Annotated in this window: 24 protein-coding genes and 1 pseudogene; 15 read left to right on the top strand and 10 right to left on the bottom strand. The window is 72.5% G+C overall.

All coding sequences use genetic code 11. From position 1 onward, the window contains the following. Window positions 1-33: 33 nt before the first annotated feature. Complete coding sequence (locus ACFXKG_RS34865; RefSeq protein ID WP_384847534.1) at window positions 34-735, bottom strand: dienelactone hydrolase family protein; 702 nt, start codon at window positions 733-735, stop codon at window positions 34-36. Window positions 736-1,031: 296 nt separating this feature from the next. On the opposite strand from ACFXKG_RS34865, the gene ACFXKG_RS34870 reads away from it, so the two are divergent. The 3 genes from ACFXKG_RS34870 (at window position 1,032) to ACFXKG_RS34880 (ending at window position 2,805) form a co-directional block, all read left to right on the top strand. Then, the gene (locus ACFXKG_RS34870) at window positions 1,032-1,613 is read left to right on the top strand and encodes a sugar O-acetyltransferase (RefSeq protein ID WP_384847537.1); all 582 of its coding nucleotides are present in this window, start codon (window positions 1,032-1,034) and stop codon (window positions 1,611-1,613) included. A gap of 10 nt (window positions 1,614-1,623) precedes the next feature. Continuing rightward, window positions 1,624-2,169 (top strand): TetR/AcrR family transcriptional regulator, encoded by a 546-nt coding sequence (locus ACFXKG_RS34875; protein WP_384847540.1) that lies wholly within the window; start codon window positions 1,624-1,626, stop codon window positions 2,167-2,169. A 180-nt stretch (window positions 2,170-2,349) separates the two neighbouring features. Continuing rightward, window positions 2,350-2,805, top strand: coding sequence for a tellurite resistance TerB family protein (locus ACFXKG_RS34880; RefSeq protein WP_384847543.1), 456 nt, complete (start codon window positions 2,350-2,352; stop codon window positions 2,803-2,805). An 89-nt stretch (window positions 2,806-2,894) separates the two neighbouring features. Here the strand turns inward: ACFXKG_RS34880 and ACFXKG_RS34885 are convergent, their stop codons facing one another. The 3 genes from ACFXKG_RS34885 to ACFXKG_RS34895 form a co-directional block, all read right to left on the bottom strand. Further along, the gene (locus ACFXKG_RS34885) at window positions 2,895-4,013 is read right to left on the bottom strand and encodes an acyltransferase family protein (RefSeq protein WP_384847546.1); all 1,119 of its coding nucleotides are present in this window, start codon (window positions 4,011-4,013) and stop codon (window positions 2,895-2,897) included. Between the two features lie 150 nt (window positions 4,014-4,163). Further along, the gene (locus tag ACFXKG_RS34890) at window positions 4,164-5,042 is read right to left on the bottom strand and encodes an SRPBCC family protein (RefSeq protein WP_384847549.1); all 879 of its coding nucleotides are present in this window, start codon (window positions 5,040-5,042) and stop codon (window positions 4,164-4,166) included. Then, window positions 5,039-5,356: a metalloregulator ArsR/SmtB family transcription factor gene (locus ACFXKG_RS34895; RefSeq protein WP_365820583.1), complete on the bottom strand. Its 318-nt coding sequence runs from the start codon at window positions 5,354-5,356 to the stop codon at window positions 5,039-5,041. Before ACFXKG_RS34895 ends, ACFXKG_RS34890 begins: the two co-directional genes overlap by 4 nt. 364 nt (window positions 5,357-5,720) lie before the next feature. On the opposite strand from ACFXKG_RS34895, the pseudogene ACFXKG_RS34900 reads away from it, so the two are divergent. Then, window positions 5,721-6,113 (top strand): annotated as a pseudogene (locus ACFXKG_RS34900) (hypothetical protein); the annotation flags it as partial. Between the two features lie 225 nt (window positions 6,114-6,338). On the opposite strand, the gene ACFXKG_RS34905 reads toward ACFXKG_RS34900, so the two are convergent. Then, window positions 6,339-7,280 carry a M56 family metallopeptidase gene (locus ACFXKG_RS34905; protein WP_384847553.1) on the bottom strand — a complete coding sequence of 314 codons (942 nt, stop codon included), beginning with the start codon at window positions 7,278-7,280 and terminating at the stop codon, window positions 6,339-6,341. Then, on the bottom strand, window positions 7,277-7,648 hold the full coding sequence (locus ACFXKG_RS34910) for a BlaI/MecI/CopY family transcriptional regulator (RefSeq protein ID WP_384847556.1): 372 nt from the start codon (window positions 7,646-7,648) through the stop codon (window positions 7,277-7,279). The genes ACFXKG_RS34905 and ACFXKG_RS34910 overlap by 4 nt, the downstream gene beginning before the upstream one ends. A 131-nt stretch (window positions 7,649-7,779) precedes the next feature. Here ACFXKG_RS34910 and ACFXKG_RS34915 point away from each other — a divergent pair, with 131 nt between their 5' ends. From ACFXKG_RS34915 to ACFXKG_RS34930, 4 genes are all read left to right on the top strand, one after another. Next, window positions 7,780-8,472 carry a DedA family protein gene (locus ACFXKG_RS34915; protein WP_384847559.1) on the top strand — a complete coding sequence of 231 codons (693 nt, stop codon included), beginning with the start codon at window positions 7,780-7,782 and terminating at the stop codon, window positions 8,470-8,472. Further along, entirely contained in the window at window positions 8,469-9,092 is a 624-nt protein-coding gene (locus ACFXKG_RS34920) for a phosphatase PAP2 family protein (protein ID WP_384847563.1), read from the top strand. Before ACFXKG_RS34915 ends, ACFXKG_RS34920 begins: the two co-directional genes overlap by 4 nt. After that, the gene (locus tag ACFXKG_RS34925) at window positions 9,089-9,805 is read left to right on the top strand and encodes a phosphatase PAP2 family protein (protein WP_384847566.1); all 717 of its coding nucleotides are present in this window, start codon (window positions 9,089-9,091) and stop codon (window positions 9,803-9,805) included. Before ACFXKG_RS34920 ends, ACFXKG_RS34925 begins: the two co-directional genes overlap by 4 nt. A 92-nt stretch (window positions 9,806-9,897) precedes the next feature. Then, window positions 9,898-10,269: a VOC family protein gene (locus ACFXKG_RS34930; RefSeq protein WP_384847569.1), complete on the top strand. Its 372-nt coding sequence runs from the start codon at window positions 9,898-9,900 to the stop codon at window positions 10,267-10,269. Window positions 10,270-10,332: 63 nt separating this feature from the next. Here ACFXKG_RS34930 and ACFXKG_RS34935 read toward each other — a convergent pair whose 3' ends face one another. Next, on the bottom strand, window positions 10,333-10,821 hold the full coding sequence (locus tag ACFXKG_RS34935) for a GNAT family N-acetyltransferase (RefSeq protein ID WP_384847572.1): 489 nt from the start codon (window positions 10,819-10,821) through the stop codon (window positions 10,333-10,335). Between the two features lie 186 nt (window positions 10,822-11,007). Between ACFXKG_RS34935 and ACFXKG_RS34940 the strand changes: the two genes are divergently transcribed. Together ACFXKG_RS34940 and ACFXKG_RS34945 are read left to right on the top strand one after the other, a co-directional pair. After that, on the top strand, window positions 11,008-11,364 hold the full coding sequence (locus ACFXKG_RS34940; protein WP_384847575.1) for a PRC-barrel domain-containing protein: 357 nt from the start codon (window positions 11,008-11,010) through the stop codon (window positions 11,362-11,364). Between the two features lie 130 nt (window positions 11,365-11,494). Beyond that, window positions 11,495-12,322 carry a YhjD/YihY/BrkB family envelope integrity protein gene (locus tag ACFXKG_RS34945; RefSeq protein WP_384847629.1) on the top strand — a complete coding sequence of 276 codons (828 nt, stop codon included), beginning with the start codon at window positions 11,495-11,497 and terminating at the stop codon, window positions 12,320-12,322. Window positions 12,323-12,430: 108 nt separating this feature from the next. Here ACFXKG_RS34945 and ACFXKG_RS34950 read toward each other — a convergent pair whose 3' ends face one another. The 3 genes from ACFXKG_RS34950 to ACFXKG_RS34960 all read right to left on the bottom strand — a co-directional run bounded on the left by ACFXKG_RS34950 (window position 12,431) and on the right by ACFXKG_RS34960 (window position 14,255). Continuing rightward, window positions 12,431-12,886, bottom strand: a complete 456-nt coding sequence (locus tag ACFXKG_RS34950) for a TerB family tellurite resistance protein (protein ID WP_365817567.1) — start codon at window positions 12,884-12,886, stop codon at window positions 12,431-12,433. A gap of 98 nt (window positions 12,887-12,984) precedes the next feature. After that, the gene (locus ACFXKG_RS34955) at window positions 12,985-13,563 is read right to left on the bottom strand and encodes a TerD family protein (RefSeq protein WP_365817565.1); all 579 of its coding nucleotides are present in this window, start codon (window positions 13,561-13,563) and stop codon (window positions 12,985-12,987) included. A gap of 116 nt (window positions 13,564-13,679) precedes the next feature. Further along, window positions 13,680-14,255 carry a TerD family protein gene (locus ACFXKG_RS34960; protein ID WP_382888222.1) on the bottom strand — a complete coding sequence of 192 codons (576 nt, stop codon included), beginning with the start codon at window positions 14,253-14,255 and terminating at the stop codon, window positions 13,680-13,682. A 337-nt stretch (window positions 14,256-14,592) separates the two neighbouring features. On the opposite strand from ACFXKG_RS34960, the gene ACFXKG_RS34965 reads away from it, so the two are divergent. The 5 genes from ACFXKG_RS34965 to ACFXKG_RS34985 all read left to right on the top strand — a co-directional run bounded on the left by ACFXKG_RS34965 (window position 14,593) and on the right by ACFXKG_RS34985 (window position 20,127). After that, window positions 14,593-14,982, top strand: a complete 390-nt coding sequence (locus tag ACFXKG_RS34965; RefSeq protein WP_384847632.1) for a BlaI/MecI/CopY family transcriptional regulator — start codon at window positions 14,593-14,595, stop codon at window positions 14,980-14,982. A gap of 3 nt (window positions 14,983-14,985) precedes the next feature. After that, a complete protein-coding gene (locus ACFXKG_RS34970; RefSeq protein ID WP_384847580.1) occupies window positions 14,986-15,948 on the top strand; it encodes a M56 family metallopeptidase in 963 nt (320 codons plus the stop codon). A 115-nt stretch (window positions 15,949-16,063) separates the two neighbouring features. Then, window positions 16,064-17,482: an LCP family protein gene (locus ACFXKG_RS34975; RefSeq protein ID WP_384847583.1), complete on the top strand. Its 1,419-nt coding sequence runs from the start codon at window positions 16,064-16,066 to the stop codon at window positions 17,480-17,482. Between the two features lie 282 nt (window positions 17,483-17,764). Continuing rightward, the gene (locus ACFXKG_RS34980; RefSeq protein WP_384847586.1) at window positions 17,765-19,099 is read left to right on the top strand and encodes a hemolysin family protein; all 1,335 of its coding nucleotides are present in this window, start codon (window positions 17,765-17,767) and stop codon (window positions 19,097-19,099) included. Next, window positions 19,096-20,127 (top strand): hemolysin family protein, encoded by a 1,032-nt coding sequence (locus ACFXKG_RS34985; protein ID WP_384847589.1) that lies wholly within the window; start codon window positions 19,096-19,098, stop codon window positions 20,125-20,127. The genes ACFXKG_RS34980 and ACFXKG_RS34985 overlap by 4 nt, the downstream gene beginning before the upstream one ends. Window positions 20,128-20,230: the final 103 nt, after the last annotated feature.

A 20,230-nucleotide genomic window follows, 5' to 3' on the forward strand; every position in this document is an offset into this window, starting at 1 on the left:
GTCGGCCCCGCTCCCCCGCCGGGCGGGCGCGGGTCAGGCGGCGCCGAGCCGGGCGCCGAGGAAGGCGAGCGTACGGTCCCACGCCCGCCCGGCGGCCTCGGCGTGGTACGCCTCGGGGCGGCCGTCGTTGAAGAAGGCGTGACCGGCGCCCTCGTAGACATGGAAGACGGGCACGATGCCGGACTGCGCCTCGATGGTGGCCTTGAGCTCGTCGAGGGTGGCGACCGGCACGGTGTCGTCCCGCTCCCCGTAGTGGCCGAGGATCTCCGCCTTGAGCCCGGAGAAGTCCGGGACGCCGTCCTTGTTGACGCCGTAGAACGGCACGGCGGCGGAGACCCGCGGGTCCGCGGCGGCGAGGCCGAGCACGAAGCCGCCGCCCATGCAGAAGCCGACCGCTCCGATCGTGCCGCCCTCCGTCTCGGGCCGGTCCAGCAGGTAGCCCACCGCGCCGGAGAGCAGTTCGACGCCCCGCGCGGTGGGCAGTTCGGTCATCAGCCGCACCGCTTCGCCGGAGTCGTGGGCGACCTGGCCGCCGTACAGGTCGGGGGCGAGGGCGACATAGCCGGCCTGCGCGAAGCGGTCGGCGATGTCCTTGATGTGGGCGGTCAGGCCCCACCATTCCTGGATGACGACGATGCCGGGGCCGTGTCCGGCGGGCGGTACGGCGAGATAGCCGTAGGCGGTGGTCCCGGCGCTCGGGAAGGAGACGTTCTGGAGGGTCGGTTCGGTCGGCATGGTGCTGCTCCCAACTGACGGCGGATCGGCGGCCCGGGGTCGGAGACCGGGGGCCGAACGCCCAGGACCGGTGGCCCGGGTGGATCGGGCCGTGGTCACGGACGGGTGGGTCGTTGCCAGGGGATCGTAGGGAAGCGGGCGCGGCCGGGGCGGCGCGCCGCTCCGGCGGGGCACCCGGTCCGTGGTCCGTTCCGGTAGGAGCGGCCCGTACGTCACCGGGCCGCCCGGCGCCGGCCTGGCCGAAGACGCCACCCCGGAGTGTACGTTCGTACGCTTCGGGCGGTAGGGTCGCCGTCATGCCGACGGACTACTTCGCGGGCGATCCGCGCACCCACCTCGACCGCATGCTGGCGGGGGATCTCTACATCGCCGACGACCCCGAGATCGCCGAGCGGCAGCAGCGGGCCGTACGCCTGGCGGCGCGGTACCAGGCCGCCTACACCGAGGACGCCCGCACCGCCGGACCCCTACTGGCCGAACTGCTGGGTGGGGTCGGCGATCAGGCGCATGTACGGCCGCCGCTGTACGTCGACTACGGCAGCAACATCACCATCGGGGCCCGCACGTTCGTCAACTACAACCTGACCGCGCTGGACGTCGCGGCGATCACCGTCGGGGAGGACTGCCAGATCGGGCCGAACGTCCAACTCCTCACCCCCACGCACCCGCTGGAACCGGCGCCACGGCGCGACAAGCTCGAAGCCGCGCTCCCCATCACCATCGGGGACAACGTCTGGCTCGGCGGCGGCGTCATCGTCTGCCCCGGCGTGACGATCGGGGACAACAGCGTCATCGGCGCCGGCGCGGTGGTCACCAAGGACATCCCCGCGAACGTCGTCGCCGTCGGCAGTCCCGCCCGGCCGATCCGCACCCTCTGAGGCACACCAGGTGGCCACCGGACACGCGGACCCGCGGCGCCGCGAGCGCATCCTCGCCGCGGCTCTCGACCACATCGCGGAGGAGGGCGTGGCCGGCGTCTCCCACCGCAAGATCGCCGCCCGCGCCGCCGTCCCCCTCGGCTCGATGACGTACCACTTCGGCGGCATGGACGAGCTGCTGCGCGAAGCCTTCACGCGCTTCGCCGACCGGGTCGTGGCCGTCTTCGAGGAACACCTGGGCCGTGCGGACAGCCCGGAACAGGCCCGCGAGGCCGTCACCGACCTGGTGCACACGCTCTCCGAGGGCCCCCGCCGCGACCTCGTCCTGACCCAGGAGCTCTACACCCTCGCCGCCCGGCGCCCTGAGTACCAGGAGCTGACGCAGGCCTGGATGGGCCGCAGCAGACAGCTGCTGGAACGGCACTTCGACCCCGACACGGCACGCCAGCTCGACGCGCTGATCGAGGGGCTCACCCTGCACCGCGCCCTGAACAACGGCGCACCGCACAGCCGCGCACTGACCCGCCGGGCGGTCACGCGCATCACCACCGCCTGACGGCGGCCACCGGGCGACCCGTGGCGCAGCGCCTACAGGACCGGCCGGAATCCGGCCGTACCGGCACAGAACCGGGGCCCCGGCGGTACGGGTTGAACCGGATCGCCCGCACGGGCACGCGACGGCGGTCCCGGACGTTGTCGGATTGGTTCTGTGTGACACCTGAGGAGAGATGAACGAATGGCCCTGTGGGACCGGTTCAAGGAATCCGCCGCGACGATGCAGACGCAGCTCATGGCGAAGAAGAACGATCTCAAGAGCGGCGCCTTCCGCGACGCGAGCATGGCCATGTGCGCCCTGGTCGCCGCCGCGGACGGCTCCGTCGACCCGACGGAGCGGCAGCGGGTGGCTTCGCTGATCGCCTCCAACGAGGTGCTGCAGAACTTCCCGGCGGAGGACCTCCAGCGGCGCTTCGACGACTATCTCAACAAGCTCACGGCCGACTTCGCGTTCGGCAAGGTCACCATTCTCCAGGAGATCGCCAAGGCCAAGAAGAAGCCCGCGGAGGCGCGGGCGGTCGTCCAGATCGGCATCGTCATCGGCGGCGCCGACGGCGACTTCGACAAGACCGAGCAGGCCATCGTCCGTGAGGCGTGCTTCGCGCTGGACCTGCCGCCGCACGAGTTCGACCTCTGAGTCCGGCCGCGGGGCGGAGGCCGGCCGGCCTCCGCCCCGCGCCTGCTCGGGATGGGTGGTGCGGGAGTGGCGCCGGTGCGGGAGTGGCGCTACTTTCCGTGCCGCTCCGCTGGATCCTTCCGGAACGCCCACTCCATCCGGGGCTCCAGGGCGAAGCGGAAGAGCCGCTGGACCGGTCGCGTGCAGAGGAGGGTGACGACGGCTCCGGCGAGCAGCGTCACGAAGACCGCGCCCTGCGGGGTATGCAGCCAGGCCGGGTCGTACCAGCCCCAGGTGCCCGCGCCCTGGGTGAGGAACCCGTGGAGCAGATAGCCGCAGAGCGTGCCCGCGCCCAGTGCCGTGAACCACATGCGGCGGCCCGGGACCCAGGCGAGGAAGCAGGCGGTCATCACCAGCGAGCAGCCGAACAGGGCGAACGTCATCAGGACGCCGCTCCACCACGGGGCGCCCAGTTCCTCGGCGCTGTCGCGGTGGTAGAACCAGGCCATGTTCATCCGGGTGACGGCCCAGTACGCGAAGACCACGGCCAGCGCGGCGACCGGGATGGCCAGCAGCCGCGCCTCGCGCCGCCGGACGAGCTGGAAGTGCTCGGGCTTGAGTTGCAGGCCGAGCACGAAGAACGGCAGGAACTGAAGGACCCGCTGGAGGTCGAGATCGTCGCCGATGTCGGGTGACGTGGTGGCGAGCGCCGCGACGCAGAGCGCGACGGGAACGGGCCAGCGGACGACCCGCCAGATCGGGGCCGTGATCCGCCAGACGAACAGGGCGATCAGGAACCAGGTCAGGTACCACGGGTCGAGCAGGCTGACCGGCATGGAGGGGTCGTCCGCGGTGTACCGGTGGAAGAGGCTGTAGGCGACCTCGAACACGATGTACGGCACGGCGATGCCGGTGATCAGACGGCGCACCCGGTCGGGGCGGTAGTCGAAACTGCGGGAGAAATAGCCGGAGATGAGGATGAACGCCGGCATGTGGAAGCTGTAGACGACGATGTAGAGGGCCGAGACGGCGCGGCTGCCGTCCCGCAGCGGCTCCCACGCGTGCCCGACGGCGACCAGCAGGATCGCCAGGTACTTCGCGTTGTCGAAGAAGGAGTCCCGTTTCCTGGCGGGGGCCGGAGGCGGCGCCGGCGCCGCCTCCGCGTCCGCGTCCGGACGGGACCGTACGGCCCCGGTCCGGTCGGCGAGTTGTCCGGTGGTCTGGGTCACCTTGCCTCCCGGAGGGAACCCGGGGCGGCGCGGACGCCTCTTGGCAAGTTCGTGGGGGGAAACTGCGAAGCAAACATTGAAGGCACCATAACCAGGCGCCCGGCCCGCCTGTCCACCGGGTGGCACGCGGGCGGAGAACGGCCGTACGCGTCAGGAGTTCACGAGTGCGACCGCGAGCTGTTCGATACGGGTCCGCCATGCGGCGAGCGCGGCATCCGTGTCCCATCCCGCGGGGCCGGTCTGGGTGAGGACGAGGCGGGCGCCGTGCCCCGTGCCCTCGCCCAGCTCCCACGTCACCGCGGAGTGCGGCGCCACGGCGTACGTCAGCGACCGGGGCGCCCGCACCTCCGTGACCGGGCCCTCCGGTGCCGTCCCGGCGGTGAAGCCCACGGGGACGGGGAGCCCGGCCACCGGTTCGATCCCGGCGGAGAGCACCGCCCAGACGGTCTCGGAGGGCCGGACGAGCTGCCGCTCGAAGCGGACCAGCCGGTCCGCACCGCCGGGCTCGGCCGGCTCGGCGGACTCGACCGTCCCCCGGTCCAGGCCGAACCGGCCGAGGTACGCCTCGTGGAGCGCGCCGCGCTCCGGGGCGGGGGTGGCGGTGACGCCGCCGAGGAGCCGGGCGAGCGCGTCGACGCAGAGGTGCCAGCCGGAGGCGAAGCTCGCGGCGCCGGGCCGGTCACCGAAGGTGTGCACGAGGGTGAGGAGCGAGCCCTCGCCGTCCGGGGTGACGGTCCAGCTCAGGTGGTCCGTGCCCCAGGTGAAGGCGAAGAGGCGGGGCTCCTCGACATCCGTGACCGTGCCGGTCAGACCGGGCTCGTCGGCCCCCGCTCCGGGAAACCGGAAGGTCATCGCGCCGCCCGGGGTGAGCTCCACCGTGACCTCGGCGGGGAACCACGCACGGAGGGCGGCAGGGTCGGTGAGCGCGGCCCAGACCTTCTCCGGCGGGTGCGGGAGCCTGCGCTCCATCCGCAGGGCGCTGCGGCCGTCGGACGTGGTCAGCGTGGCGTCGTGCGGTGTCGTGTTCATGTGGGGTCGTCCTCCATCGCGTCGAGATGCCGTTCGAGCGCGTCGAACGCGCCGGACCACAGGTGGCGGTAGTGGGCGAGCCAGGCGTCGAGCTCCGCGAGGGGCTCGGGCCGCAGCTCGTACCAGCGGCGCTGGGCCTCCTGCCGGACCCGGACGAGTCCGGCCTCGCGGAGCACCCTCAGATGCTTCGAGGTGCCCGGCTGGCTCAGCCCGAGGGATTCGGTGAGCTGGCCCACCGTGTACGGGCGCTCCAGGAGGAGATCGAGGATCTTCCGCCGGTTGGGCTCCGCGAGAACGTCGAACGGTATGGGCATGACTTCAATATACCTCGCCGGAAATATAGCCGATCGGGCATGTAGAGGCGGGGCGCGTACGGCCGGTGTCCGGTACCGCCGGCGTTCCGCACGGCCCCGCGTTCCGTACGGCCCGAATTCTGTCCGGAATCTCATGGTGACAGCGCGTCAGCGCACCACTCATAGTTGGAAGTTCGGGCAATCGAGCCGCAGAAGGGGCATCTCCCTCAGCACGGGAGAACGGCTTCGCGGGTCCGCCCGGCGCTCCACCGCGCACGTCCCCCCACCGCACCGCCCCGGCACCATCCCCAGCACCGCCCGAGCACCTCCCCAGCACTGCGGCCCAGGCCACCCGGCCTCACAGAACGGCGCAAGGAGAGCGGCCGTGCATGACGAATTCCTGTGCCATGTCACCGCGTACGGAATCTGCGGCGGACAGCGCATCGGCGTCCCTCTGGGCACCTATCGCGCCCCCACTCTGGCACTTGCACTGTGGTGGTTGCGGGATCGCGCGACCTGGATCGCGGAGCGACTCGACCCCAGCCCCGACAGCCATCACTTTCCGGCCGAGGCGCTCGCGCCGGTGGCCCGGGGGGTGCCGGACGTGCCGACGACGCTCCGCGCCTGGCGGGACGACGTCGCGCACCAGGACATGATCGCGGAGCATCTCGCCGCGGGCCGGCTGATCCGCGTGGCCACCCGTGACGACACGACGGAGTACGAACTGCTCGCCGAGTCGGTCGACGCGCTGCGGATGGACCGGGCGCTGCCGTCGCTCGGCGCGCACGAGCCGGTGCCGGAGAGACCGGCGCGTCTGGAACCGGCGCTCTGGTCCCCGCACCCGGCGGCGCTGCACGAGTACCGCGCGCCCGGCGGCTCCCCGGGCGACACCCTGCAACTGGGCCGGCTGTTCGGCTGAGAGCTTGTCGGGGACCTGAGCGGGTGGCGGGCGGGAACCGCCGCCGGGAGAGCGGGAACCGCCGCCTGGGAGCGCGGGCGCCGGTCAGCGCGCGGGGATCTCGCCCTGGGCGATCTCGATGTGCGTGTGCAGGTCGTCCGCCGCGCCCAGTGCCGTGGCGCCGGACACCGCGAGGCAGAGCAGCAGCGCGCCCGCGACGAGGCGGCCCGCCGTCGGCCGGGGCGGCGCGCCGCTCCCCCCGGCGCCCAGCAGCGCGGCGACACGCCGGGGCACCGGGCCCGCGGCGGCGGCCAGGACGGCGCGCGGCCTGGCCGGAGCCGGCGCGCCGCGGGTGGCGAGGGCGGCGCGGCCGATGGCGCGGGCCGCGAGACGCCGGTCACCGACGGCCGCCGCGGCGGCCTCGTCCGCGGTGCGCTCCAGCGCGTAGCCGAGGGGCTCGCGCAGGGACCGCAGGGCCGGATGGCAGAGCGCGGCCAGCTGCGCGGCCTGGAGGAGGAGATGGTGGCGGCCGCGCAGGTGCGCGCGTTCGTGGGCGAACAGCGCCTCGCGCTCGGCCGGTTCGAGGGCGCGCAGCATGCCGGTGGTCACGACGATCCGGCCGGGGCGGCCGGGCAGCGCGTACGCGTCGGGCCGCGCGTCCCGCAGGACCGCCAGCTCGGCGCTCCCGCCGCCGGCCGCCGCCCTGGCCCGGCGCAGCTCGGCACGGTTGCGGCGGACCGCGGAGGCCAGTACGCCCGTACGCCACAGCAGCAGGCCGCCGGCGGCCGAGGCGAGCGCGACGGTCATCGCGGGCGGGCCCGCCGCCAGCGGCCGGACCAGCTCGCCGAGCAGGGCCACGACGGGGACGTACGACGCGCCCGGGACGACGAGCAGCGCCAGCGCGGCCGTGCTGCTCGCGGCCAGCACGAGCGCGGTGGCGGTGAGCAGCCACGCGGCGTGACGGGGGGCGAGGAGGGCGGCGGCCCGGCGCGCGGCGGGCACGGCGAGGAAGGGCATCAGCAGGGGCACCCAGACGACGGAGGTCACGCGGCACCGCCGTCCAGGAGGGAGCGGAGCAGCTGCTCGTCCTCGTCGTTGAGCTGGGAGACGAACCGGGCCAGGACCGCGCCGCGGTCCTCGTCCTTGGCCAGCTCGGAGTGCATGCGGCGGGCGGTGAGTCCGGGGGCGTCCTCGGTCGGGGTGTACGCGTAGCCGCGCCCGGCCCTGACGCGGGTGACGCTGCCCTTCTCGTACAGCCGCGACAGGATGGTGGTGACGGTGGTGCGGGCGAGCGACCCGCCGAGCTCCTCCTGGACCCTGCCCGGCGTGAGCGGCCCGTCCGCGGCCCACAGCGCCGCCAGCACACCGGCTTCCAGCTCGCCCGCCGGACGCCGTTCCGGGCTCTCCTCGCCCATGGGAACGCTCCTCCCACTTCTTTCGTCTACAGTGAAGTAGACCGTCTACAGATCTGTAGTCAATCAGATCCGCAGTCCATCAGATCGTCATGCAGGACATCCCTGTCCACCATTATGGGAGCAGCTCTTCTATGGCCGTATCCGCGTTCGCGACGATGCCGCAGGCCGTGAACCTCCTCGACGCGGGGTCCCTGCTCGCCGCGTTCGGTGCCCTCGGCATCGCCGTCGTCCTCTTCGCCGAGACCGGGCTCCTGGTCGGCTTCTTCCTCCCCGGCGACTCGCTCCTGTTCACCGCCGGGCTGCTCAGTGTCCCCGGCGGCCACGGCTCCGCGCACCTCGCGCTGGGGCAGGTGCTCGTCGCCTCGGTCGCCGGGGCGCTGATCGGCGCCCAGACCGGCTACTGGATCGGCCGGCGCGGCGGGCGGGCCCTGCTCGCCCGCAGCCGGGCCCGCAAGCTGCACGAGGCGGCGGCCCGCGCGGAGGAACTGCTCGACCGGTACGGCCACGCGAAGGCGATCGTGCTGGCCCGTTTCGTGCCGCTCGTACGGACCGTGCTCAACCCGCTCGCCGGCGCGCTGAACGTGCCCGCCCGGGTCTTCACCCTCTGGCAGGTCGCGGGCGGCGTGCTCTGGACCGTCGGCCTCGTCCTCGCCGGGTACGCGCTCGGCTCCTCCGTGCCCGATGTCGAGCGCTATCTGCTGCCCCTCGTGGCGCTCGTGGTGCTCGTCTCCCTGGTCCCGGTGGCCCTGGAGGTACGGCGCTCCCGCCGGACGGCCGGGAAAGGCACACCGGTGGCCCCCTCGGCGGAAGAGGGGTCGCGGTGACGGCGTCCCCTTCCGCCGCGCTCCCCCACGGCGACCGGTGGTTCGACGACGGGCTCTACACCTCCGTCATCGACATGGCCCACCGCTCCCCCGGCTGGCTGGACACCGCGGTCTCCGTCTGGTCGACGTACGGGCTCCTCCTCTTCGGCGCCCTGCTGCTGGCCGCGTGGTGGCGGGCCCGTCCGAGCGGTTCGGCCCGGGCGGCGCTGGCGCTGGCCGCGCCCCTGGTCGTCCTGGCGGGCTTCGTCGTCAGTACGGGACTCAAGGCGCTACTGCGGGAACAGCGGCCCTGCCAGACCCTGCACACGGCCACGGTCGAGGCCTGTCCCGCCCTGGGCGACTGGTCGCTGCCCAGCAACCACGCCGTGCTCGCGGCGGCGGTCGCCGCCACACTGCTCTTCACGGACCGCCGGCTCGCCGCGCTCGCCGTCCCGGCCGCGGTGGCGATGGCGGCCTCGCGGGTCTGGGTCGGGGCGCACTATCCGCATGACGTGATGCTCGGGCTGGCCGTGGGGGCGGGCGTGACCTGGGCCCTGATGGCGGGGGCGCGCCGGGCCACCGCGCCGGTGGCCGAGCGGCTGGGCACCACCCGGTTCGCACCGCTGGTGGCCAAACGGTGAGCGCGCGGGGGGCCCTCCCCCGGCCGGCCCGGCTGCCGCCGCCGGCGGCCGTCGCCGTCGCGCTCTGCGCCCTGGCCTTCGCCGCGCTGGCCGTGGCCGTGGCCGGCCGTCACGGCGCCCCGTTCCCGGTGGACCGGAGCGCGCTCGACTGGTCGGTGCGCCACCGTCCGCCGGTCGCCACGGCGCTGGCCAGGGCGGTGACCGCCACCGGCACCGGGGTTTTCCCCTATCTGGGTGCCGTGGTGGCCGGAGTGCTCGCCGGGAGCGGCGTCCGGCGACGGCTGTACGGGGCGGTCGCGGCGCTGCTGTTCCTGCTCACGGGACAGGCCGTGCGGTACGGCCTCGTACTGACGATCGCCCGGCCGCGGCCCCCGGTGGACGACTGGGCCACGCACGCGTCCGGGTACGCGTTCCCCTCCGGGCACACCACGACCTCGGCGCTGGTGGCGGGGGCGCTGATCTGGGGCGTGGCCCGGGCGAGCCGGCGCCGGGCCCGCGCGCACCCGCGGTCCGCCGGGTGGCCGTTCGCGGCGTATCCGCTCATGGTGGTCCTAGGCTGCTGGGCCGTGGCCGTGGGGCTGAGCAGGATCTTTCTCGGGGTGCACTGGGTCACCGATGTGCTCGGGGGCTGGCTGTTCGCCGGCTTCTGGCTCGGTCTGGGGGCGGCCCTGGTCGCGAGGGGGCGTTTCGGGGCGGTGCCGGGCGGCCGATGAGTCCGGGGTGCCGGAAACGCCTACCCCTGCGACCCATACGCCCCCTACAACCCGTACGACGCGAACGAAGCACGCGAGGGAAGGACAGAGCCATGTTCGGCAGGAGCGAGGCGTTCAGCGGGTTCGCCGTCGACGACATCGGCAAGGCCCGGCGGTTCTACGGCGAGACGCTCGGACTGGAGGTCACCGAGGAGTACGGCCTGCTCCGCCTGCGGCTGGCCGGCGGCACGACGGTGCTCGTCTATCCCAAGCCCGACCACACCCCGGCGACGTTCACGATCCTCAACTTCCCGGTGGCCGACATCGACGCGGCGGTCGAGGAACTCACCGCCCGGGGCGTGCGCCTCCAGCGCTACCCGGGGATGGACGCGGACGACAAGGGCGTCTTCCGAGGCGGCGGCCCGTACATCGCGTGGTTCACGGACCCGGCGGGGAACATCCTCTCCGTCCTGCAGGAGCGCTGACCTCCCGGCGCCCCGGCCTCCGGAAGCGCCCCCCGCGCCGCCGGACCGGGGCCCGGAGCCGGATCAGAGCTTGAGGTGCATGATGTGCAGGCCGACATAGCCCTCCGTGGGATGCCGGAATCCCTCGGGGAGCGTGCCGAGGATCTCGAAACCGAGCGAGTGGTACAGCTTCACGGCGTACGTGTTGGTCTCGACGACGGCGTTGAACTGCATCGCGCGGAAGCCTGCGGCGCGGGCCCAGTCGACGGAGTACGTACAGAGCGCCCGGCCCACGCCGCGTCCGGCGTGCGCCGGGTCGACCATGTAGCTGGCACCGGCGATGTGCGAACCGTTGCCCATGTGGTTGACGTTCATCTTCGCCGTGCCCAGGACCGTACCGGTGTCGTCCACGGCTACGACGGAACGGTTCGGGGCCGTCATCAGCCACCAGTCACGGCCGTCGGTCTCACTGAGCCCGGTCGGATAGGTGAACGTCTCGCCGGCCGCGACGATCTTGTGGAAGAAAGGCCAGATGGCGGGCCAGTCCTCGGGGGTGGCTTCCCTGATCAGCATGGGGACATGATGCCGGTCGCCCCCACACGACGACCAGCGGTTTTCGCGCGACCGCAGGCTTTCGGCGGGGGCATCGGCGGTTCGCGCCGGAGATCCGGCGCCGGCCCTGGAAATCTGGGGTACACGTGAGCGGAGCGGCCGACGCCGCACCACCCGGCGGCCGACGAACGAGAAGGCGGGACGGACATGTTCGAAGCGGATGACATCCGGGAGTGGCGGGGCCACGACGTGGTCGACGCCGAGAAGCGGAAGATCGGCTCGCTGGAAGCCGTATATGTCGACACGGCGACGGACGCCCCGTCGTTCGCCGCGGTCACGGTCGGGCTGCCGACCAAGCGGCGGCTGGTCTTCGTACCGCTGGCCGAGGCCACGGTCGGTCCTGGGTACCTGAAGGTCCCGTGGGACAGGAGGCTGGCCAAGGAAGCCCCCTCGATCGACACGGACGGCGAACTGCTCGCGGAGATGGAGCCCGGGATCTTCGCCCACTACGGGCTTCCCTACAACACCGGCGCGGGCGGCGAGCGCAGGCTCGGCCGGCGCTGAGGAGCCATCCGGGGGCCGTCGGCGCAGCGCAGCGCGGGAGCACCCGGTACCGGGGTAGGGACGGGACATGACCCGGCAACGTTTCGGTGGGCGGCGGGAGAGGCACCGGTTCACCGCCCTGCCCCGCAGGATGGCATCGCTCGCCGTGCTCACCTGGAACCGCGGGCGCGAGACGGAGCTGATGCACCGGGCCATGAGCTTCGCCGCGCTGGGTTTTCTGACCCTGGTGCCGCTGCTGATCCTGGTCGCCGCGGCGGACCCTGCGAGCGGGCAGGGCTTCGCCCGCTGGCTGGGGCAGGGGCTCGGGGTCTCCGCGTCGTCGCAGCAGGAGATCCAGCAGTTGTTCGGCCGGCCGGGGCAGGCGCTGCAGCGGACGACGGCCTTCGGGCTCGCCGCGCTCGCCGTGTTCGGACTGACCTTCGGCGGCGCCGTGCAGACGGGGTACGAGCGGATCTGGGAGCTGCCGACGGCCCGCTGGCACACGATGTGGCGCCACGTGGTGTGGCTGGCGGCGCTCGTCGCCTTCCTGGTGGTGTTCGTCAATACGCCGGTGACGTCCAGTTCGGTCGTCGTGCTGACGCTCGGCACGGCCGGTGATCTGGTCCTGACGTTCCTCTTCTTCTGGTGGTCCCAGCGGGTGCTGCTCGCCGGCCGGGTGCGCTGGCGGGCGCTGATACCGGGCGCCGTCGCGACCGCCCTGGGCCTGCTGGGGCTCCGGATCTTCTCCCGGGTCGTCTTCTCGCCGCTGATCGCCTCGAACGCCGTCACGTACGGCCCGTTCGGTACGGTGCTGGTGCTCCAGTCCTGGCTCGTCGGCGTCGGGTTCGTCGTCTACGGCGGCTCGCTGGTGGGCCGTCTCTTCCACGAGAACCGCACCCATGAGCGGCTGCGCCGCGCACTCGCCGCGGCGGGACCGGCCCCCGGCGCGGACCCGGCCCGCGATACGAACGACGGCTGACGACCGGCGGCTGGTCACCGGCCGCCAGCTGCTGACCGCTGACGCGAAGGGGCGTGCCGGACATCGCGCGGCACGCCCCGGTTCATCGGGCTTCGGAGGAAACGGCCGTCAGAGGTCGAACTCGCTCGGCGCGATGCCCACGGCGAAGCACGCCTCGCGGACGACGGCACGCTCACTGTCGTCGAAGTCGCCGTCGGCGCCGCCGATGACGATGCCGATCTGGATGACCGCGCGGGCCTCGGTGGGCTTCTTGGCGACCTTGCCGATGGTCTGGAGCACGCCGACCTTGCCGAAGTCGAAGTCGGCGGTGAGCTTCTGGCAGTAGTCGTTGAACCGTGTCTGGAGGTCTTCCGCGGGGAAGTTCTGGAGCACGTCGTTCGTCATGATCAGCGCGGCGACCCGCTGGCGCTCCGAGGGGTCGATGGAGCCGTCCGCGGCGGCGACCAGGGCACACATGGCCATGCTGGCGTCCCGGAAGGCGCCGCTCTTGAGGTCGTTCTTCTTCGCGTTGAGCTGCGTCTGCATCGATGACGCGGAATCCTTGATGCGGTCCCACAGGGCCACGTGACTACTCCTGGTCGGTCGGGTGGGTCGGATGGACGGACGGTTGGATGGATCTGACAGATGGTGCACGGCGGTCCGGCCGGCCGGACCGGCCGGGGTCAGAGGTGCGGCGCGACGGCGGGCATCAGGTCCTGGAAGGTGCGCCCCTCGGCGGGGCTGCCGATGGCGGACATCTCCCAGCCGCCGCCGGAGCGGAACACCTTGGCCATGATCTGGGCGGTGTGGCCGCCGCCGCCGGTGAGCGTGTAGCGGGCCAGCTCCTGGCCGTTGGTCTCGTCGACGAGCCGGCAGAAGGCGTTCTCGACCTCTTCGAAGGTCTGGCCGGTGAAGGAGTTCACCGTGAAGACGATCTGGTCGACGTGGACGGGGACCCGCTGGAGGTCCACGACGATCGACTCGTCGTCGCCGCCCTGGCCGGCGCCGCCGACCCGGTTGTCGCCGGTGTGCCGCACGGAGCCGTCGTCGCTGGTCAGGTGCTGGAAGAAGACGACGTCGACGGCTTCCTTGCCGGCGAAGAGCAGCGCCGAGGCGTCGAGGTCGATCTCGCTGGCGGTCAGCCGGGCGAAGAAGCCCTTCTTGGCGGCCTGCCAGCCGAGTCCCATGCGGACGGTCGTGAGTTCACCGCCACCGGACTTGGTCAGGCTGATCTGCTGGCCCTTGGAGAGGTTGACGCTCATCGTTCACTCCTGGTGGTTGGTGCCGGCGCGGCCCCGGCACGGGGTCCTGACGCGGTCGTCGGGGACCGGGGCCGGATGCGGGTGCGGGGTCGCGGGATCGGGCCCGGACGCGCGGGTCAGACGTTGACGCCGTAGTCGGCGGCGATCCCGGCGAGGCCGGACGCGTACCCCTGGCCGATCGCGCGGAACTTCCACTCCGCGCCGTTGCGGTACAGCTCGCCGAAGACCATCGCGGTCTCGGTGGAGGCGTCCTCGCTCAGGTCGTAGCGGGCCAGCTCGGCGCCGCCCGCCTGGTTGACCACCCGGATGTACGCGTTGCGCACCTGACCGAAGCTCTGGCCGCGGGACTCGGCGTCGTGAATCGACACCGGAAAGACGATCTTCGACACGCCGGCGGGCACGGCGGAGAGGTCGACCTTGACAGTCTCGTCGTCGCCGTCGCCCTCACCGGTCAGGTTGTCACCGGTGTGCTCGACGGAGCCGTCCGGGCTCTTGAGGTTGTTGTAGAAGACGAAGTGCTGGTCGGAGACGACCTTGCCGGAACCGTCACACAGCAGGGCGCTGGCGTCCAGATCGTGGTCGGCCCCGGTGGTGGTCCGTACGTCCCAGCCGAGAGCGACCAGAACGGCGGTCAGACCGGGAGCCTCCTTGCTCAGTGAGACGTTGCCGCCCTTGGCGAGGCTCACACCCATGTTGCTTCCTTTCGTCCGTGCGGAACCGGCAGATGTCGGGAACCGGGCACACAGGACGTACGGGACGCACCGGCGGCCACGGCGCCGTATGACACCATCGTAAATCTACAGCACTGTAGAAATGAGCTGGTGGTTAGGATGCCCCGGCGCCAGGGCGGCTGGGGCGGCAGCGTGGGAGGAGGCCACTTCCGTGGTCGGAAACGCCGGGAACACCAGAAACACCGGGCCCGTCGGGCAGACCGGGCACGCCGGGTACGCCGGCGAGCGCCGCGGCCTCGGCGAGCGCCGGGACCTCGACGACCGGGGCTCCCGTACACGCAGGCGCGGTCAGGGGCAGCTGGAGGCGCAGGTGCTGGCCGTCCTGGGCTCGGCGACCACCCCGGTGGCGGCGACCTGGGTGCAGGAGCGGCTCGACGGCGAGCTGGCCTACACCACGGTGATCACGATCCTCACGCGCCTCCTCGGCAAGCAGGCCGTGACCCGCACCCGCTCCGGCCGCTCGTTCCTGTGGACGCCGGTGGCGGACGAGGCGGGGCTCACGGCGCTGCGCATGCGCCGACTGCTCGACGAGCGGGACGACCGCGACGCGGTGCTCTCCAGCTTCGTGTCGGCCCTCTCGCCCCACGACGAGCGGGTGCTCCGCTCACTGCTCAGCGCGGCCGACGCCACCGACAACACCACCGCCCCCGGGACGGACCGGTCGGCCGCGGGCGAAGCGGAGAATTGACCGATGGGTGTCTTCGTCTTCCTCCCCCTGGTCCTGCCGCTGACCGCGCTGCCGATCGCCCGCCTGGCCGAGCAGCATCTGCACCCGCGCAGCGCCGCGTGGCTGCTGACCTCCGTCGCCGTGGTCCTCGCCGCGTGCAGCACGTTCTGTCTCGGGCTGCTCGTGGTCGTCGGGACCGCGCAGCTGCCCGGGAACCCGCTGCCGGACAGCTGGTCGGATCCGGAGGTGCGCGAGGCCGTGCCGTACGACGAGGTGGCCGGCAAGACCGCGATCGTGGCGCTGCTCCTGGTCGTCGTGGCGTGCGCGCAGACCGTACGGCGCCATCTGCGGTTCCGCGCGCGGGCCCATCGCGCGCTGGCCGGGCTGCGGGAGTTGCCCGGGTACGCGTCGGCGTACGCCGCGGCGCCCGGGCTCGCCGTCCTGGACGACGAGCTGCCGTACGCGTATGCCCTGCCCGGCTCCCCCGGCCGGATCGTCGTCTCCACGGGCCTGCTGTCCTGCCTCGACCAGGGAGAACGGGCCGCTTTACTCGCCCATGAGCACGCCCATCTCGCCGGACGCCACCACCGGCTGCTGCTGGCCGTACGGCTGGCGGGGTGCGCCAACCCGTTCCTGCGGCCGCTGGCGGAGGCGGTGACGTACAGCACCGAGCGCTGGGCGGACGAGGAGGCGGCGTACGCGACGGGCGACCGGCGCACGACGGCACGCGCGGTGGGCAAGGCCGCGCTCATCTCCCGCCAGATGTCGCCCCCGGGGCTCGCGGCGTTCGCCTCGACGGGCCCCGTGCCGCGCCGGGTGGCGGCGCTGCTGGGCCCCGTGCCGCCACGCAGGAGCTGGCCGCCCGCGCTCACCCGGGCGGGGATGGCCGCGTATGTCGCCGCCGCGGGAACAGCGGCGTCGACCGTCTCCGCGCTGAACGCGGCGTCGGCGCTCTTCCTGGTCCTCGAAGCCGCGACACCCCTGTGACGACCTGGCGTCTTCTACACCCCTGTAGAAGCAGTAGAGTGCACGCGTCGCACAGGGCGGCGAACCGGCCCGTCCGAAGCTGGACGGAGCGGGGTACGGGGCACGGAGGACCAGCGTGGGCAGTCAATCCAGGGGACGGCGCGGCCGCCCGGCGGGCAGCGGGCGGCGTGCCGCCCGGGGAACGGACCGCAAGGCGGGCCGCTCCAGACTGACCCGGCGGGGGCGAATAGCCGTCTGGACCGGCGGTGTGCTCGCCGTGGCGCTGATCGGCGTGGCCGGCGCCGGGACCTGGATCTACCAGAACCTCGACGGGAACATCCACTCCGCGGACATCGACGGGAAGATCGGCGGTGACCGCCCGGTCAACTCCAGCCCGGGCTCGAAGAACATCCTGGTCGTGGGCTCCGACTCGCGCGACGGGGACAACGGCAAGTACGGCAAGGGCCTGACCACCATGCAGTCGGACACCCTGATGGTGATGCACCTCGCCGCCAACCGGGAGTGGGCCACGGTGGTCTCCCTCCCGCGCGACTCCTGGGTGAACATCCCGTCCTGCGACAAGGGCGACGGAACCACGTCGGAGCCGCACCACTTCAAGATCAACGAGTCGTTCGCCATCGGAGGGTCCAGCGGCGAGGTCGCCGACGCCGCCGCCTGCACCATCAAGACCGTGGAGCAGAACACCGGGCTGCGCATCGACCACTTCATGTCGGTGGACTTCCAGGGCTTCAAGGGCATGGTCAACGCGCTGGACGGCATCGAGGTCTGCCCGGAGACGGCGATCAACGACAAGAAGGCCCATCTGGAGATGGAGGCGGGCTGCCAGACGGTCAGGGACGAGAAGGCCCTGGGGTACGTCCGTACCCGCTACAGCGTCGGCGACGGCTCCGACCTCGGGCGCATCGGGCGGCAGCAGGAGTTCATGGAGGCCGTGGCGGCCAAGGCGCAGGAGAAGCTGACCAGCCCGAACGCGCTCTACGGGTTCCTCGACTCGGCGACCAAGTCCCTCACCACGGACGAGGCGCTGGCGGGCATCAAGCCGCTCACCGCCCTCGCCAACGAGATCAAGGCCGTCCCGAGCGACCGGCTGACGTTCCTGACCGTGCCGAACTATCCCCGCGAGGCCGACGTCCCGACGGACAAGGCCAATGTCGTCTGGCAGTATCCGTACGCCGGGAACCTGTTCACCGCCATGGCGCAGGACAAGGAGACCGACAAGGAGAAGCTGGCGGCGGCGACGGAGAACCCGGTCTACGCGACCACGGTGCGGGTACAGGTGCTCAACGGCACCGGCACCCAGGGGCGGGCCGCCGAGGTCGCCGACACGCTCCGTACGGCCGGCTTCACGGTCTCGTCGGTCGGGAACGCTCCGGAATCCGCGAAGAAGACCACGGTCGGCTACCCGCAGGACCAGAAGGCGGGGGCCGAGATGCTGGCCTCCCGGCTGCCGGGCAGCGCCGTACGGCAGGACGCGGACGCCACGCCGGGCGTGGTGACCCTGACCGTGGGCCAGGACTTCAAGGCCCTCAGATGATCGCGCCGGCCCGGCGGACGAGCCTCCGGCCATGACGGACGCCGTGCCGGGTGGCGTGACGAATGGCGTGCCGAACGCCGTGACGGGTGGCGTACGCCACATTGCGTCGCTTTGCTATTCCTTTACCATTGAGCGACGGGGCACCTCCCCGTCGTCTCGCCGTAAGAACATACGAGTCGAACCAACTGATCCGAGAAGGAGCTGCGGTCCCGCAATGGGTGAGCCTCCCAGTACGAACCGTGCCATTCCCGTCCCGCCGAGCCAGGGGACGGAGGTGGCACGGTGACCGAAGTGCTCCTGCTGTTGCTCGCCCTCGCGCTCACCCTCGCCTGTGCGGTGTTCGTGGCGGCCGAGTTCTCCCTGACCACGATCGAGCGGGGCGAGCTGGAGCGCGCCGCCGCCGCCGGTGAGCGCGGGGCCGCGAGCGCCCTGGAAGCGGCCAAGCGGCTCACCTTCCAGCTCTCCGGGGCCCAGCTCGGCATCACGGTGACCTCTCTGGTCATCGGCATGCTCGCCGAGCCGTCCTTCGCCGCCCTGCTGCGCGGGCCGCTGGAGGCCATTGGCCTGCCCGGCGGCGCGGTCCCCACGGTCGCCACCCTGCTCGGTGTCTCGCTCTCCACCGTCGTGCTGATGGTCGTCGGTGAGCTCGTCCCGAAGAACTGGGCGATCTCCAGCCCGCTCACGGTCGCCAAGGTCGTGGCGAGCCCGCAGCGCGGCTTCACCGCCGCGTTCGCCCCGCTGATCCGGCACCTGAACAACACGGCGAACAAGCTGGTACGGCGCTTCGGCCTGGAGCCCGCCGAGGAGCTGGCGTCCGCCCGTACCCCCGAGGAACTGGTCGCGCTGGCCCGGCACTCCGCGCGGGAGGGCGCCATAGAGGCGGACTCCGCGGAGCTGTTCGTACGGACCCTGCACCTCGCCGATCTGACCGCGGAGAACGTGATGACCCCGCGGGTGGACGTCCGGGCCCTGGAGGCACACGCCACCGCCACGGACGCCGCCCATCTCACCCTGGCCACCGGCCTGTCGCGCTTCCCCGTCTACCGGGACAGCCTCGACGAGGTCATCGGCACGATCCACATCCGCGACGTGCTGGCCCTGGACGAGGACCGGCGGGACCACACCCCCGTCACCGAACTGGCGACCAGCCCGATGCTGGTGCCCGACTCCCTCCCGGTGGACCGGCTGCTGCGGCGGCTGCGCGAGTCGCGGACCATGGCCGTCGTCATCGACGAGTACGGCGGGACCGCGGGGGTCGCCACGGTGGAGGACATCGTGGAGGAGGTCGTCGGCGAGGTACGCGACGAACACGACCCGGACGAGACCCCGGACCTGCTCCCCGGCAAGCCGGACGCCGAGGGCCGCGAGGTGTGGAAGGCCGACGGTTCCGTCCGGCTCGACCAGCTCGAAACGATCGGCTTCACCGCGCCGGAGGGCCCGTACGAGACGCTCGCCGGGCTGCTCGCGACCCGTCTGGAGCGGCTGCCCGTGCCCGACGACACCCTGGAGATCGACGGCTGGCGGTTCGCCGTGCTGCGCGTCGAGCACCACCGCGCGGACCGGGTCGGCATCACCGCCCCCGCCCGCGCCGCACAGATCACGGAGGACGCCCGATGACCGGCCTGCAGCTCGCCATCGGCGTGCTCACCCTGTTCACCAACGCGTTCTTCGTCGGGGCCGAGTTCGCGCTCATCTCCGTACGGCGCAGCCAGATCGAGCCGCTGGCCCTCAAGGGCAGCCGGCGCGCCAAGAACACCCTGTGGGGTCTGGAGCACCTCTCGGCGGCCATGGCCACCGCGCAGCTCGGGATCACCATCTCCTCGCTGGTGCTGGGCGCCGTCGCGGAGCCGGCCATAGCGCACCTGCTGGAGCCGCCGTTCGAGGCGATCGGGGTGCCCGAGGCGCTGATCCACCCGATCGCGTTCGTGATCGCGCTGACCCTGGCGACGTATCTGCACATGCTCGTCGGCGAGATGGTGCCGAAGAACATCGCGCTGGCCGCCCCGGCGCCCACCGCGCTCGCGCTCGGGCCCGCGCTGGTCTGGCTGACCCGCGCGCTGCGCCCGGTGATCTTCGGGATCAACGCGTTCGCCAACTCCATCCTGCGGCTGCTGAAGGTCGAGCCGAAGGACGAGGTCGCCTCCGTCTTCACCGACGACGAACTCGCCCGGCTGGTCACCGACTCCAGCGAGGCGGGGCTGCTCGACCCGGCGGACGGGGAGCGGCTGCGTGACGCGCTGGAGCTGGGCACCCGGCCGGTGGGCGAGGTGATGGTCCCGCTGAGCCGTACGGTCACCGTCGACCACCGGATCACCCCGCGGGAACTGGAGCGCGCCGCCGCGTCCTCCGGCTTCTCCCGGCTGCCGGTGACCGGGCCCGACGCCACGATCCTCGGCTATCTGCACATCAAGGACGCCCTCGGCGTCGACGAGCGCACCGAGCCGTTCCCGCGGAGCGCGCTGCACACGGTGGTCCGGGTCGAGATCGACACCCCGCTCGACGACACGATGACGGCCATGCGCACCGCCGGCACGCATCTCGCCGCCGTCACCGGGGACAAGGGGACCGTCATCGGCTTCGTCACCATGGAGGACGTCCTGGAGGAACTGGTCGGCCCCGCCACCGGCCCGCCGACCGCCGCGTAACCGCCGCGCGGACCATCCGCGCGGCCATCCGCCCGCGCCGTCCCCTTCCGAACGGCAGGACGGCGCGACAAGCGGCCGGTGCCCCGCCCCGGGCACCGGCCGC

Source organism: Streptomyces sp. NPDC059255 (assembly GCF_042752355.1).
Lineage (GTDB): Bacteria > Actinomycetota > Actinomycetes > Streptomycetales > Streptomycetaceae > Streptomyces.

Coding starts and splice junctions, on each gene's coding strand:
- ACFXKG_RS34985 (WP_384847589.1), top strand. CDS start 19,096: ATGACCGGCCTGCAGCTCGCCATCGGCGTGCTCACCCTGTTCACCAAC.
- ACFXKG_RS34970 (WP_384847580.1), top strand. CDS start 14,986: ATGGGTGTCTTCGTCTTCCTCCCCCTGGTCCTGCCGCTGACCGCGCTG.
- ACFXKG_RS34910 (WP_384847556.1), bottom strand. CDS start 7,648: ATGGGCGAGGAGAGCCCGGAACGGCGTCCGGCGGGCGAGCTGGAAGCC.
- ACFXKG_RS34935 (WP_384847572.1), bottom strand. CDS start 10,821: ATGCTGATCAGGGAAGCCACCCCCGAGGACTGGCCCGCCATCTGGCCT.
- ACFXKG_RS34915 (WP_384847559.1), top strand. CDS start 7,780: ATGGCCGTATCCGCGTTCGCGACGATGCCGCAGGCCGTGAACCTCCTC.
- ACFXKG_RS34940 (WP_384847575.1), top strand. CDS start 11,008: ATGTTCGAAGCGGATGACATCCGGGAGTGGCGGGGCCACGACGTGGTC.
- ACFXKG_RS34955 (WP_365817565.1), bottom strand. CDS start 13,563: ATGAGCGTCAACCTCTCCAAGGGCCAGCAGATCAGCCTGACCAAGTCC.
- ACFXKG_RS34945 (WP_384847629.1), top strand. CDS start 11,495: ATGGCATCGCTCGCCGTGCTCACCTGGAACCGCGGGCGCGAGACGGAG.
- ACFXKG_RS34895 (WP_365820583.1), bottom strand. CDS start 5,356: ATGCCCATACCGTTCGACGTTCTCGCGGAGCCCAACCGGCGGAAGATC.
- ACFXKG_RS34870 (WP_384847537.1), top strand. CDS start 1,032: ATGCCGACGGACTACTTCGCGGGCGATCCGCGCACCCACCTCGACCGC.
- ACFXKG_RS34960 (WP_382888222.1), bottom strand. CDS start 14,255: ATGGGTGTGAGCCTCGCCAAGGGCGGCAACGTCTCACTGAGCAAGGAG.
- ACFXKG_RS34930 (WP_384847569.1), top strand. CDS start 9,898: ATGTTCGGCAGGAGCGAGGCGTTCAGCGGGTTCGCCGTCGACGACATC.
- ACFXKG_RS34865 (WP_384847534.1), bottom strand. CDS start 735: ATGCCGACCGAACCGACCCTCCAGAACGTCTCCTTCCCGAGCGCCGGG.
- ACFXKG_RS34890 (WP_384847549.1), bottom strand. CDS start 5,042: ATGAACACGACACCGCACGACGCCACGCTGACCACGTCCGACGGCCGC.
- ACFXKG_RS34880 (WP_384847543.1), top strand. CDS start 2,350: ATGGCCCTGTGGGACCGGTTCAAGGAATCCGCCGCGACGATGCAGACG.